Annotated in this window: 12 protein-coding genes; 10 read left to right on the plus strand and 2 right to left on the minus strand. The window is 66.0% G+C overall.

All coding sequences use genetic code 11. From position 1 onward, the window contains the following. Positions 1-235 (minus strand): LysR family transcriptional regulator (locus F3J14_RS17820; RefSeq protein ID WP_166724143.1); only part of this gene is annotated, 235 nt, incomplete at its 3' end. A 174-nt stretch (positions 236-409) separates the two neighbouring features. On the opposite strand from F3J14_RS17820, the gene F3J14_RS17825 reads away from it, so the two are divergent. From F3J14_RS17825 to F3J14_RS17850, 6 genes are all read left to right on the plus strand, one after another. Next, positions 410-2,095, plus strand: a complete 1,686-nt coding sequence (locus F3J14_RS17825) for a GMC family oxidoreductase N-terminal domain-containing protein (RefSeq protein WP_166724144.1) — start codon at positions 410-412, stop codon at positions 2,093-2,095. A 422-nt stretch (positions 2,096-2,517) separates the two neighbouring features. Then, a complete protein-coding gene (locus F3J14_RS17830; protein ID WP_006751332.1) occupies positions 2,518-3,297 on the plus strand; it encodes an ABC transporter ATP-binding protein in 780 nt (259 codons plus the stop codon). After that, complete coding sequence (locus F3J14_RS17835; RefSeq protein ID WP_006751331.1) at positions 3,294-4,049, plus strand: ABC transporter ATP-binding protein; 756 nt, start codon at positions 3,294-3,296, stop codon at positions 4,047-4,049. Before F3J14_RS17830 ends, F3J14_RS17835 begins: the two co-directional genes overlap by 4 nt. A 78-nt stretch (positions 4,050-4,127) precedes the next feature. Further along, a complete protein-coding gene (locus F3J14_RS17840) occupies positions 4,128-5,327 on the plus strand; it encodes an ABC transporter substrate-binding protein (protein ID WP_166724145.1) in 1,200 nt (399 codons plus the stop codon). 122 nt (positions 5,328-5,449) lie between these two features. Continuing rightward, complete coding sequence (locus F3J14_RS17845; protein ID WP_006751329.1) at positions 5,450-6,334, plus strand: branched-chain amino acid ABC transporter permease; 885 nt, start codon at positions 5,450-5,452, stop codon at positions 6,332-6,334. Beyond that, on the plus strand, positions 6,334-7,308 hold the full coding sequence (locus F3J14_RS17850) for a branched-chain amino acid ABC transporter permease (RefSeq protein ID WP_006751328.1): 975 nt from the start codon (positions 6,334-6,336) through the stop codon (positions 7,306-7,308). The genes F3J14_RS17845 and F3J14_RS17850 overlap by 1 nt, the downstream gene beginning before the upstream one ends. 493 nt (positions 7,309-7,801) lie before the next feature. Here F3J14_RS17850 and F3J14_RS17855 read toward each other — a convergent pair whose 3' ends face one another. Next, positions 7,802-8,215: a hypothetical protein gene (locus F3J14_RS17855; RefSeq protein WP_166724142.1), complete on the minus strand. Its 414-nt coding sequence runs from the start codon at positions 8,213-8,215 to the stop codon at positions 7,802-7,804. Between the two features lie 204 nt (positions 8,216-8,419). Here F3J14_RS17855 and F3J14_RS17860 point away from each other — a divergent pair, with 204 nt between their 5' ends. From F3J14_RS17860 to F3J14_RS17875, 4 genes are all read left to right on the plus strand, one after another. Then, complete coding sequence (locus F3J14_RS17860; RefSeq protein ID WP_166724146.1) at positions 8,420-9,577, plus strand: ABC transporter substrate-binding protein; 1,158 nt, start codon at positions 8,420-8,422, stop codon at positions 9,575-9,577. A 201-nt stretch (positions 9,578-9,778) separates the two neighbouring features. Next, positions 9,779-10,834, plus strand: a complete 1,056-nt coding sequence (locus F3J14_RS17865) for a branched-chain amino acid ABC transporter permease (protein ID WP_166724147.1) — start codon at positions 9,779-9,781, stop codon at positions 10,832-10,834. Between the two features lie 4 nt (positions 10,835-10,838). Then, positions 10,839-12,623, plus strand: coding sequence for a branched-chain amino acid ABC transporter ATP-binding protein/permease (locus tag F3J14_RS17870; protein ID WP_166724148.1), 1,785 nt, complete (start codon positions 10,839-10,841; stop codon positions 12,621-12,623). Continuing rightward, positions 12,623-13,381, plus strand: coding sequence for an ABC transporter ATP-binding protein (locus F3J14_RS17875; RefSeq protein ID WP_166724149.1), 759 nt, complete (start codon positions 12,623-12,625; stop codon positions 13,379-13,381). Before F3J14_RS17870 ends, F3J14_RS17875 begins: the two co-directional genes overlap by 1 nt. Positions 13,382-13,531: the final 150 nt, after the last annotated feature.

A 13,531-nucleotide genomic window follows, 5' to 3' on the forward strand; every position in this document is an offset into this window, starting at 1 on the left:
GCACGTCGGCGGCCGCGGCGAGCGCGCGCTCCGCGTGCGGCAGCAGCGTCTGGCCGTCGCGCGTGAGCGCGAGCCCGCGCGACGTGCGCGTAAACAGCGTGATGCCGAGCGTTTCCTGCAGATGCTTGATCTGCAGGCTGACCGCCGGCTGCGTCAGGTGCAGCTGCACGGCCGCGCGCGTCAGGTTGCCTTCGCGGGCGACCGTCGCGAACGCACGGAGCAGGGTGAGATCCATCGTCGTGATATGAGCGCAGCTTATAACGCAGTTCAGCATAACTCATTGGATCGACGGCCGGGCCGCGGAGTACGCTTCATCGATCGCGTCGCCCGCGACGCACCATGCTGAAAACGACGTGCGCGAGTGTGCTGCACGGCGTACAACAAGGAAGAAGACGTAAGGAGACATGTCGTGAGTACTCAACGTACGCTCGAGGGCGAATTCGATTACGTGATCGTCGGCGCGGGCACCGCGGGCTGCGTGCTCGCGAACCGCCTGACCGAGGATCCCGAGATCCGCGTGCTGCTGCTCGAGGCGGGCGGCAAGGACGACTATCACTGGATCCACATCCCGGTCGGCTATCTGTACTGCATCGGCAATCCGCGCACCGACTGGCTGTACAAGACGCAGCCCGAGGCCGCGCTCAACGGCCGCGCGTTGTCGTATCCGCGCGGCCGCGTGCTCGGCGGCTGCTCGTCGATCAACGGGATGATCTACATGCGCGGCCAGCGCGAGGATTACGACAGCTGGGCGCAGGAAACCGGCGACGCCGGCTGGTCGTGGGACAGCGTGCTGCCGATCTTCAAGCGCAGCGAAGACCACCACGCGGGCGCGAGCGATGCGCACGGCGCGGGCGGCTACTGGCGCGTCGAGAAGCAGCGGCTGCGCTGGGAGATCCTCGAATCGTTCGCGCAGGCCGCGCAGCAGACGGGCATCCCCGCGACCGACGATTTCAACCGCGGCGACAACACCGGGGTCGGCTATTTCGAGGTGAACCAGAAGCGCGGCGTGCGCTGGAATACGTCGAAGGCGTTCCTGAGGCCCGCGATGACTCGCCCGAACCTGACCGTGATCACCGGCGCGCTCGCGCAGCGCGTGATCTTCGACGGGCGGCGCGCGGTCGGCGTCGAGTATCGCGGCGGCGGCACCGACTATGTCGCGCACGCGCGCGCCGAAGTGCTGCTGACCGCCGGCGCGGTGAATTCGCCGCAGCTGCTCGAACTGTCCGGCATCGGTGCGGGTGCACGACTGCAGGCGCTCGGCATCGACGTCGTGCAGGATCTGCCCGGCGTCGGCGAGAACCTGCAGGATCACCTGCAGTTGCGGATGGCGTTTCGCGTCGATGGCGTGCGCACGCTCAACACGCTGTCCGCGCACTGGTGGGGCAAGCTGATGATCGGCGCCGAATATGCGCTGCTGCAGCGCGGGCCGATGTCGATGGCGCCGTCGCAGCTCGGCGCGTTCGCGAAGTCCGATCCGGACGATCCCGCGCTCACGCGCCCCGATCTCGAATATCACGTGCAGCCGCTGTCGCTCGAGCGTTTCGGCGAGCCGCTGCACGGCTTCAACGCCTTTACGGCGTCCGTCTGCCATCTGCGGCCGAGCTCGCGCGGCAGCGTGCACATCGCGAGCCCCGATGCGGGCGTGGCGCCGTCGATCGCGCCGAACTATCTGTCGACCGACCACGATCGTCATGTCGCCGTGAACGCGCTGCGCCTCACACGCCGGATCGCGTCGGCGCCGGCGCTCGCGCGCTATCGTCCGGAGGAGATTCTGCCGGGCACGCAATATCGGACCGAAGCCGAACTGATCGATGCGGCGGGTGCGATCGGCACCACGATCTTCCATCCGGTCGGCACGTGCCGGATGGGGCGCGCGGACGACGAGCGGGCCGTCGTCGACAGCCGGCTGCGCGTGCGCGGCATCGCGGGGCTGCGGATCGTCGATGCATCGGTGATGCCGTTCATTACGTCGGGCAACACGAATTCGCCGACGCTGATGATCGCCGAGCGCGCGAGCGACATGATCCGCGCCGATCGACGCGCTGCGCACGACGCGACGCACGCGCGAACGGAAGCATCGGTGACGGCGGCATGACACCACGCTGACATCCACGACAGCGGGCCAGCATCCAGTCGCCCGCTGATTCGCTATGCGAAGCAAGCCGAAGCGAGCGGATCGCACCGGATTGGTGAGATAAACGTGCACAGTGTGCGTGCGTTCGCGCAGGCACGCGCGATGCGCATGCGAGTACCGATGATGCGCGTGTCAAAAAAACACGTCGAAAATTCGCGAAGCGCCGCATCGGATATGGCGGCCAGCCCTATAAGTGCAAATCCCGATGATTGCACTGCACCAACGGGGCGACAATGTTGCGCAATGTGCATACGCGTCGGCGCGGGAGACCACCCTCGATGCGTCATACGGCGTCCGGGGACAGCCCGCTCATCCGCAGACCTGTTCGCGGTCGCTTGCGCGAATCTTCCCGGTGGTTCGCCTGACTTCGTACGGAAGGGAACATGATTCTCGGCGACACGATTCTCGAAACACGCGGACTGACGAAGGAATTCAGGGGCTTCACCGCCGTGAACGGTGTCAACCTGCGTGTGCGCCGCGGTGCGATCCATGCGTTGATCGGACCGAACGGCGCGGGCAAGACCACCTGCTTCAATCTGCTGACCAAGTTCCTGACACCGACGGCCGGTCAGATCGTCTTCAATGGCATCGACATCACCGACGAGCGCCCCGCGCAGGTCGCCCGCCGCGGCATCATTCGTTCATTCCAGATCTCGGCGGTATTCCCGCACCTGAGCCCGCTGCAGAACGTGCGCATCGGCCTGCAGCGCTCGCTCGGCACCGAATTCCATTTCTGGCGCAGCGAGCGCACGTTGAAGCGGCTCGACGATCGCGCGATGGACCTGCTCACGCAGGTCGGCCTCACCGATTTCGCGCACGTGCCGACCGTCGAGCTTGCATACGGCCGCAAGCGCGCGCTCGAGATCGCGACGACGCTCGCGATGGAACCCGAACTGATGCTGCTCGACGAGCCCACGCAAGGGATGGGCCATGAGGACGTCGACCGCGTGACCGCACTGATCAAGAAGGTCGCGAGCGGCCGCACGATCCTGATGGTCGAGCACAACATGAACGTGATCGCCGGCATCTCCGATACGATTACCGTCCTGCAGCGCGGCGAGGTGCTGGCTGAAGGCTCGTATGCGGAGGTGTCGAAGAATCCGCTCGTGATCGAAGCCTACATGGGCAGCGCCGACGCGGCGCTCGCGGGGGCGCACGCATGAAGCGCAGCGAACGGGAGGAACGCGAATTGAGCGGCGTCGAGAGCGGCACGCCCGCGCTGGAGATCACGGGCCTCGAGGCCTGGTACGGGGAATCCCACATATTGCACGGTGTCGACCTGAGCGTTCATCGCGGCGAGGTCGTGACGCTGCTCGGCCGCAACGGCGCGGGCCGCACCACGACGCTGCGCGCGATCATGGGCCTCACCGGCCGCCGCAGTGGGTCGATCAAGGTCGCGGGCAACGAGACGATCGGTCTCGCGACGCACCGCATCGCGCATTTCGGCGTCGGCTATTGTCCGGAGGAGCGTGGAATCTTCTCGAGCCTGTCGTGCGAGGAGAACCTGATGCTGCCGCCGCTGATCGGGCCGCGCGAGCATGCGATGCCGCTCGACGAGATCTACGCGATGTTCCCGAATCTCGCGTCGCGCCGGCAGAGCCAGGGCACGCGGCTGTCCGGCGGCGAGCAGCAGATGCTCGCGGTGGCGCGGATCCTGCGCACCGGCGCGAACCTGCTGCTGCTCGACGAAATCTCCGAAGGCCTCGCGCCGGTGATCGTGCAGGCGCTCGCGCGCATGATCGTCGCGCTGAAGGCGCGCGGCTACACGGTCGTGATGGTCGAGCAGAATTTCCGCTTTGCCGCGCCGCTCGCCGACCGCTTCTACGTGATGGAGCATGGCCGCATCGTCGAGCATTTCCGTGCATCCGAACTGGAAGGCAAGATGCCGATCCTTCACGACCTGCTTGGGGTGTGACGCCGCCCCCGTTTCCCTAGCCGCTAGCCGTGGCGGCCCTCGAACAACCACAACGCATCAGAAAAACAGGAGACGTCAATGAAAATGAAGACCCTCGCACAGGCCTGTCTCGCGCTCGCGACCGCCGCGTTCACCGCCGGCGCCGCGCATGCCGCGGATACCGTGAAGATCGGTTTCGTCACCGACATGTCGGGGCTGTATGCGGACATCGACGGTCAGGGCGGCCTCGAGGCGATTCGCATGGCGGTCGCCGACTTCGGCGGCAAGGTGCTCGGCAAGCCGATCGAGGTCGTGTACGCGGATCACCAGAACAAGGCGGACATTGCCGCGTCGAAGGCGCGCGAATGGATCGACCGCGGCGGGCTCGACCTGCTCGTCGGCGGCACGAATTCGGGAACGGCGCTGGCGATGGCCAAGCTCGCCGCGGAGAAGAAGAAGGTCTACATCAACATCGGTGCGGGCGCGGACACGCTGACGAACGAGGAGTGCACGCCGTACACGGTGCACTATGCGTACGACACGATGGCGCTCGCGAAAGGCACCGGCTCGGCGGTGGTGAAGCAGGGCGGCAAGACGTGGTTCTTCCTGACCGCCGACTACGCGTTCGGCAAGGCGCTCGAGAAGAACACGTCCGACGTCGTGAAGGCGAACGGCGGGCAGGTGCTCGGCGCGGTGCGCCACCCGCTGTCCGCGTCGGATTTCTCGTCGTTCCTGTTGCAGGCGCAATCGTCGAAGGCGCAGATCCTGGGCCTCGCGAACGCGGGCGGCGACACGATCAACTCGATCAAGGCCGCGAAGGAATTCGGCATCACGAAGACGATGAAGCTCGCCGGGCTGCTGATGTTCATCAACGACGTGCACAGCCTCGGCCTCGAAACGACGCAGGGCCTCGTGCTGACCGACAGTTGGTACTGGAACCGCGATGCGGCATCGCGCCAGTGGGCGCAGCGCTACTTCGGCAAGATGAAGAAGATGCCGTCGAGCCTGCAGGCGGCCGACTACTCGTCGGTGACGACCTACCTGAAGGCCGTGCAGGCCGCCGGCACGACCGAATCCGACAAGGTGATGGCCGAGCTGAAGAAGATGAAGATCAACGACTTCTACGCGAAGGGCGCGATCCGCCAGGACGGCAGCATGATTCACGACATGTACCTGATGGAAGTGAAGAAGCCGTCGGAGTCGAAGGAGCCATGGGACTACTACAAGGTGCTCGCGACGATTCCGGGCGACCAGGCGTTCGGCACCAAGCAGGAATCGCGTTGCGCGCTGTGGAAGTAAGCGCGACGTAGCGGCATGGCGGCGCTCTGCGGCGGCCGCGGCGATGAGATCGCTGCGCCGCTCGCGTGCGCCGCGGCTTGAAGGTTGCGCACGCAACGAAACTCATACTGACGGCTAAGTCGATGGAAATCTTTGGCATTCCGTTGCCGGCGATGCTGAGCCAGTTGCTGCTCGGGCTCGTCAACGGCTCGTTCTACGCGATCCTGAGCCTCGGGCTCGCGGTGATCTTCGGGCTGCTCAACGTGATCAACTTCGCGCACGGCGCGTTGTTCATGCTGGGTGCGATGCTCGCATGGATGGGGCTGTCGTACCTCGGGTTGCCGTATTGGGCAATGCTCGCGCTCGCGCCGCTGATCGTCGGCGCGTTCGGGATCCTGGTCGAGCGGTCGATGCTGCGCTGGCTGTACAAGCTCGATCACCTGTACGGGCTGTTGCTCACGTTCGGCCTCACGCTCGTCGTCGAAGGTGTGTTTCGCTCGATCTACGGCTCGTCCGGCCAGCCGTACGACGTGCCGTCGCAGCTGTCCGGCGCGACCAATCTCGGCTTCATGTTCCTGCCGAACTACCGCGCGTGGGTGGTCGTCGCGTCGCTCGCGGTGTGTCTCGCGACCTGGTTCGTGATCGAGAAGACGCGCCTGGGCGCCTATCTGCGTGCCGGTACCGAGAACCCGAAGCTCGTCGAGGCGTTCGGCGTGAACGTGCCGATGATGATCACGCTCACCTACGGCTTCGGCGTCGCGCTCGCGGCGTTTGCCGGCGTGCTCGCCGCGCCGGTGATCCAGGTGTCGCCGCTGATGGGCCAGCCGATGATCATCACCGTGTTCGCGGTGGTCGTGATCGGCGGGATGGGCTCGATTCTCGGTTCGATCATCACGGGGCTGCTGCTCGGCGTGATCGAGGGCTTCACGCGCGTGTTCTATCCGGAAGCGTCGGCCACGGTCGTGTTCGTGATCATGGCGATCGTGCTGCTGATCCGTCCGGCGGGCCTGTTCGGCAAGGAAAAATGATGCAGAGAAAAGTGCTCTACGGCGTGCTGCTCGCCGCACTGCTCGCCGCGCCGTTCATCGGCGCGTATCCGGTCTTCGTGATGAAGGTGCTCACGTTCGCGCTGTTCGCGGCCGCGTTCAACCTGCTGATCGGCTATACGGGGCTGCTGTCGTTCGGCCATGCGATGTTCCTCGCGACCGCCGGTTACGGCACCGGTTATACGATCCAGACGCTCGGCTTCACGCCGGAGCTCGGCGTGCTGGTCGGCACGTTCGCCGCGACGCTGCTCGGGCTCATCGTCGGGCTGTTCGCGATCCGGCGGCAGGGCATCTACTTCGCGATGATCACGCTCGCGTTCGCGCAGATGGTCTACTTCATCTACCTCCAGGCGCCGTTCACGCACGGCGAGGACGGCCTGCAGGGCGTGCCGCGCGGACACCTGTTCGGGCTCGTCGACTTGTCGAACGACGTCGCGCTCTACTACGTCGTGCTCGCGGTGATCGTTGCAGCGTGCGCGTTCATCGTGCGAATCGTGCACTCGCCGTTCGGCCAGGTGCTCGTCGCGATCAAGGAGAACGAGGCGCGTGCGATCTCGCTCGGCTACGACACCGATCGCTTCAAGCTGCTCGCGTTCATCCTGTCGGCCGGGCTCGCGGGGCTGGCCGGTTCGCTGAAGGTGCTGGTGCTCGGCTTCGAGACGCTGTCCGACGCGCACTGGACGATGTCCGGCCTCGTCGTGCTGATGACGCTCGTCGGCGGGATGGGCACGCTGTTCGGGCCGTTGCTCGGCGCGGCGCTGATCGTCGCGCTGGAGGACCGGCTCGGTGACATCGGCGAATGGCTCGCGTCGGTCACCGGCATCGGCTGGTTCCACTCGCTCGGCGAATCGACGACGATCGTCACGGGGCTGATCTTCATCGCGTGCGTGCTGGCATTCCGGCGCGGGATCGTCGGCGAGATGGTCGCGCGGGTCAAGACGCTCAGGCCGTCCTGAGTGCATCGCGCCGGTGCGACGGGTTGATGCGAAGCACCATCCGGGACGGCCGGGAAGGGCGTTTCGGCGGCCTCCGGCCGGCGCCGCGCGGCAAGGCTGGTGCCCCATTTTCGTGCGGCGATGCACCATAGGGGTAAATGCTAAGTTGTCGCAGCATGAAAGGTCCTTTAATCTTCGTTTCAGTTCTGATGCACCGCGAAACGAATTTGCAGGTGGAGAACGAGGAGACAATCGAGGCACAAAGTGCCCGGACCCCAAAGCGCTGTTGGACGGAATCCAACAGCGCTTTTTCATTTGTGTGCGCGAATTTCCCTCGATGGTGCAGGGGAGCGGCGCCGCGTTCCGCGCGCCCGTATTCAGCTTCGCACTGCCCGCGTTTCACCCCCGTCCCCCCGTTTTCGTCATGCCTGCCAGTCGATCGCCGCTGGCGCGCAGCCGCATGCATGCCGTCCGGGCTTACCCGGTTGGCGTGCGCAAAAAGCGTCCGTTACACTCAGCTTTCGCCGACCGCGCGGTCGGGAAAATCGGTCGGCAGTTCTCCTACAAGCAAAATGCAGAAGAGGGAGTACGGTTGGATGAGAAGCGCAGGACGATGGATCGGGGCGCGAGAGGCGGCTGGCGCCGCTCGTATGGCTTGGGGAGCGCATGGGTATGCCCGCGCTTTCACGAGCCGCCCTGCGGCCGGTATGCACGCTCCGGCGCGATTGGCCGGCACGGCTGTTTCTCCGGTCGTTGCGTTCGCATCCACATGAACGGCCGCTCTTCCGATCTTGCGCCGCCCGCGTGCGTGGCCGAATCCGGTCCGGCCGGTGGACCTGCCGGCGATCGTTGCCTGCGCATCGATCGCGTTTTCCGCAAAGCCGCATTTCCGCGCTTGCTTCATCCTGACGACATTGCTGTCGCGCATCGTGACGGTCGAACGACCGCTTCGGAATGCGCGGCGGCGCATGCGTGCGCGGTGCCGCCGGGGCGCGGTCGCGGCGCGTGCGTTTCACGGGAAAACGAGCGTAGGCGCGGCACGGCGAGATAGTTAAATTATTAACTTGTTTGAGGACCGGGAGCCGCCCGAGCGACCCGCGGATTTTTCGAGCAGCGTTTGGAGACAACGTAAATGAAGATGAATCGATGGATGGAGGTTCTGCTTGCCGCGGGCCTCGTGTGTGCGGCAGCCCCGGCGTCGGCACAGGTGAAGATCGGCGTGACGCTGTCGGCCACCGGGCCGGCCGCATCGCTCGGGATTCCGGAAAAGAACACGATCGCGCTGCTGCCGAAGGAAATCGCGGGCAAGAGCGTCCAGTACATCGTGCTCGACGATGCGTCCGACACGAGCCGCGCGGTGCAGAACGTGCGCAAGCTGATCGACGAGGATCACGTCGACGCGATCATCGGTTCGTCCGTCACGCCGAATTCGCTCGCGATGCTCGATCCGGTGTCGCAGGGCAAGACGCCGACGATCTCGCTCGCGGCGAGCGCGCAGATCATCGCGCCGATGGACGCGAAGCGCGCGTGGATGTTCAAGGTGCCGCAGAACGACCAGCTGATGGCTGACGCGATCGCCGGCTACATGGCGAAGCACGGCGTGAAGACGATCGGCTTCATCGGCTTCGCCGACGCGTACGGCGACAGCTGGTACAACACGTTCAACGCGGCCGCCGCGAAGAACGGGCTGAAGGTCGTGTCGAACGAGCGCTACAACCGCACCGACGCGTCGGTGATGGGGCAGGTGCTGAAGCTGCTGGGCTCGAATCCCGACGCGGTGCTGATCGCCGGTTCGGGCACGCCGGCCGCGCTGCCGGCCAAGACGCTCAAGGAGCGCGGCTACAAGGGCAAGGTGTACCAGACGCACGGCGTCGCAAATAACGACTTCCTGCGCGTGTGCGGCAAGGATTGCGAAGGCGAGATCCTGCCGGCCGGCCCGGTGCTCGTGACCGATCAGCTGCCGGATTCGAATCCGGTGAAGAAGCCGGCGCTCGGCTACAAGGCTGCGTACGAGAAGGCGTACGGCGCGGGCTCGCTGTCGACCTTCGGCGGGCATGCGTGGGATGCGGGGCTGCTGCTGCAGCGCGCGATTCCCGACGCGCTGAAGAAGGGCCAGCCGGGCACCGAGGCGTTCCGCGAGGCGCTGCGCGCGTCGCTCGAGAGCGTGAAGGACCTGCCGGTGTCGCACGGCGTGATCAACACGACGTCGACCGACCACAACGGCTTCGACACGCGTGCGCGCGTGATGGTGCAGATCGTCGACGGCAAGTGGAAGCTGCAGGCCGAGTAAGCATCACGTGAAACCGGCGGGCGCGGCGCGAACGGCGCCGTGCGCGCCGTCGGCAGCGCGGCGGGCCTGGCGGCCCGCGCTCGCGCCGCATGGAATGTCCGGGAAGCCGCCGCACGACGCCTGATCTTCCGGTCTTGGCGTCCGCGTACGCGGGCCGCTCCCGTCGCCGTTTCTCCGCAGCATTCTCGATACACGAAACGTATGGATCTCTCGATTGCGGCGATCCTCGCGCAAGACGGCATCACGACCGGCGCCATTTATGCATTGCTGTCGCTGGCGCTCGTGCTGGTGTTTTCCGTCACGCGGGTGATCTTCATTCCCCAGGGCGAATTCGTCGCCTACGGCGCGCTCACGCTTGCGGCGTTGCAGGCGCAGAAATTTCCCGCTACCTGCTGGCTGTTGTTCGTGATGGGGATCGCGTGCTTCATGCTGGAAGTCGGCGGCCTGGTCCGCCATCGCGAACGCCGCCATCAGCTCGGCCGCACGCTCGCGACGCTGGCGAGCCGCTACGTGCTGCTGCCGCTTGCGGTGTTCGCGCTCACGCGCAGCTTTGCGGCGCAGCCGTTGCCTATGCTCGCGCAGATCGCACTGACGCTCGCGATCGTCGTGCCGATGGGGCCGTTCGTCTACCGGCTCGTCTATCAGCCGATCGCCGAAGGCACGACGCTGCTGCTGCTGATCGTGTCGGTCGCCGTCCATTTCGCGATGGTCGGCCTCGGGCTCGTGATGTTCGGCGCGGAAGGCTCGCGTACCAACGGATTCGCGGATGCGTCGCTGTCGGTCGGCAGCATGACGGTGTCGGTGCAGAGCATTCTCGTGGTCGTGACCGCGCTGGTGCTGATCGGTGCGCTCTACATGTACTTCGGTCGCACGATCGCCGGCAAGGCACTGCGCGCGACGTCGGTGAACCGGCTCGGCGCGCGGCTCGTCGGCATCGGCACGACCGAAGCCGGGCGGCTGGCGTTCACGCTGGCAGCGGGGCTCGGCGTGCTGTCCGGCATCCTCGTCGGTCCGCTGACGACCATCTATTACGACTCCGGCTTCCTGATCGGCCTGAAGGGCTTCGTCGGCGCGATCATCGGCGGGCTGGTCAGCTATCCGCTCGCGGCCGCGGGCTCGCTGCTCGTCGGCGTGCTCGAATCGTATTCGTCGTTCTGGGCGAGCGCGTACAAGGAAGTGATCGTGTTCACGCTGATCATCCCGGTGCTGCTGTGGCGCAGTTTCGCGACGCCGCATGCGGAAGAGGAAGAGGAGTGACGCGATGAAGACGATGGTACGCAACCAGACCTTCTGGGTGTTTCTCGTGGTGCTGTTCGCGCTGCCGGTGCTGCCCGGCGCGCTGCAGGTGCCCGAATACTGGATCACGCTGCTGAACTACATCGGCCTCTACGCGATCGTCGCGATCGGGCTCGTGCTGCTGACGGGTGTCGGCGGGATGACGAGTTTCGGGCAGGCCGCGTTCGTCGGCATCGGCGCGTATGCGACGGCGTTCCTGACGACGCGATACGGCGTGTCGCCGTGGCTCGCGCTGATCGTCGGCGTCGTGCTGACGGCGCTCGTCGCGCTCGTGCTTGGTGCGGTCACGATGCGCCTGTCCGGGCACTTCCTGCCGCTCGGCACGATCGCGTGGGGCCTCGCGCTGTTCTATCTGTTCGGTAACCTCGAGCTGCTCGGCAAGTACGACGGGATCAACGGGATTCCGGCGTTGAACCTGTTCGGCATCGAGCTCGGAAGCGGCCGCAGCCTGTACTTCCTGATCTGGGCCGTCGTGCTGGCGGCGATCGTGTCGGTGCAGAACCTGCTCAACAGCCGCCCCGGCCGCGCGATCCGCGCGCTGCGCGGCGGCGGGGTGATGGCCGAGGCGATGGGGGTGAACACCGCATGGATGCGCGTCGTGATCTTCGTCTACGCGGCCGTGCTCGCCGCGGTATCGGGGTTCCTGTACGCGCACCTCCAGCGCGCGGTGAACCCGACCCCGTTCGGGCTGAACCACGGGATCGAATTCCTGTTCATGGCCGTGGTCGGCGGCGTGTCGCATGTGTGGGGCGCGGTGCTCGGTGCGGCGATCCTCACCGTGCTGCAGGACTACCTGCAGACGCTGCTGCCAAAGCTGCTCGGCTCGGAAGGCAACTTCGAGATCATCGTGTTCGGCGTGCTGATGGTGCTGTTGCTGCAGTACGCGCGCCAGGGCGTATGGCCGTTCGTCGCGAAGCTGTTTCCGCGCGGGCCGCGCGCACATGTGCCCGACCAGGCCGATCCGCTGCCGCAGCGTGCGAAACCGGTAGCCGGCGAGCCGCTGCTCGTCGTCGACAACGCGCGCAAGCAGTTCGGCGGGCTGGTGGCCGTCAACGATGTCAGTTTCGACGTGAAGGCGGGGCAGATCATCGGCCTGATCGGCCCGAACGGCGCCGGCAAGTCGACCACGTTCAACCTCGTGACCGGCGTGCTGCAACCGACCGGCGGCACGATCACGTTCCGCGGCGAGCGGATCGACGGGCTCACGTCGCGTCAGATCGTCCGGCGCGGGATCGGCCGTACGTTCCAGCACGTGAAGCTGCTGCCGACCATGACGGTGCTCGAGAATGTCGCGATCGGCGCGCATCTGCGTGGCCATACGGGCGTATGGCGCAGCATCGCGCGGCTCAACGCGCACGAGGAGGCGCAACTGCTGGCCGAAGCGGCACGCCAGATCCGCCGCGTCGGGCTCGAAAAGCACCTGTACGACGAAGCGGGCAGCCTCGCGCTCGGCCAGCAGCGGATTCTCGAAATCGCCCGCGCGCTGTGCTGCGACCCGACACTGCTGCTGCTCGACGAGCCGGCCGCCGGGCTGCGCTATCAGGAGAAGCAGCAACTCGCCGATCTGTTGCGGCGCCTGAAGGCCGAAGGGATGAGCGTGTTGCTCGTGGAACATGACATGGATTTCGTGATGAATCTCACCGATCGGCTGGTGGTGATGGAATTCGGCACGCGGATCGCGGAAGGGCTGCCGCAGGACGTGCAGCAGGATCCGGCGGTGCTCGAAGCGTATCTGGGCGGGGTGGAGTGATGACGGCGGACACGGCGATGCCGATTCTCGAGGTGCGCGGACTGGCGGTCCGATACGGGAAAGTCGAGGCGCTGCACGGTGCGGCGATCAAGGTGGGCGCCGGGCAGATCGTCAGCGTGATCGGCCCGAACGGTGCGGGCAAGTCGACGATGCTGAACGCGATCATGGGCGCATTGCCCGTGACCGGGCATGCGTCGGGCGCGGTCATGTACCGCGGCCACGACGTGGGCGCGCTGCCGGTCGAGCAACGCGTCGCGCGCGGGATGTGCCTCGTGCCGGAAAAGCGCGAGCTGTTCAGCACGATGACGGTCGAGGACAACCTCGTGCTGGGTGCGTATCGACGCAAGCTCGCGGGGGAGTCGAACTTTCTCGACCAGCTCGATCACGTATTTACGCTGTTTCCACGGCTCCAGGAGCGGCGCAAGCAGGCGGCCGGTACGCTGTCGGGCGGTGAGCGGCAGATGCTTGCGGTGGGCCGCGCGCTGATGGGCAAACCCGACCTGCTGATGCTCGATGAGCCGAGCCTCGGGCTGGCGCCGCTGATCGTGAAGGAGATTTTTCATATCATCAGCGCGTTGCGCGGCACAGGTGTGGCGACGCTGCTGATCGAGCAGAACGCGCGGGCGGCACTGCAGATCTCGGACTACGGCTATGTACTGGAAACGGGCGAGTTGGCGCTGGAAGGGCCGGCGGCCGAGCTGGCACAAAATCCCCGCGTGATCGAAACCTACCTCGGGCTGGCGAAGAAAACGGCTTGATGGTTGCGCGGTTGGCGGGAAACGGGCGGCGTGTTTCACGTGAAACACGCCGTTTTTGTTTTCGGGGGCAGGGCGTTACGCCGGTGAATCGGGATTGGGGATAAGTGCCGGAGCAACCAGCCGAGGCGCTGTGATGGGGGCGGGGGTGCC

It is taken from the genome of Burkholderia sp. Tr-862 (assembly GCF_011753085.1).
GTDB lineage: Bacteria > Pseudomonadota > Gammaproteobacteria > Burkholderiales > Burkholderiaceae > Burkholderia > Burkholderia ambifaria.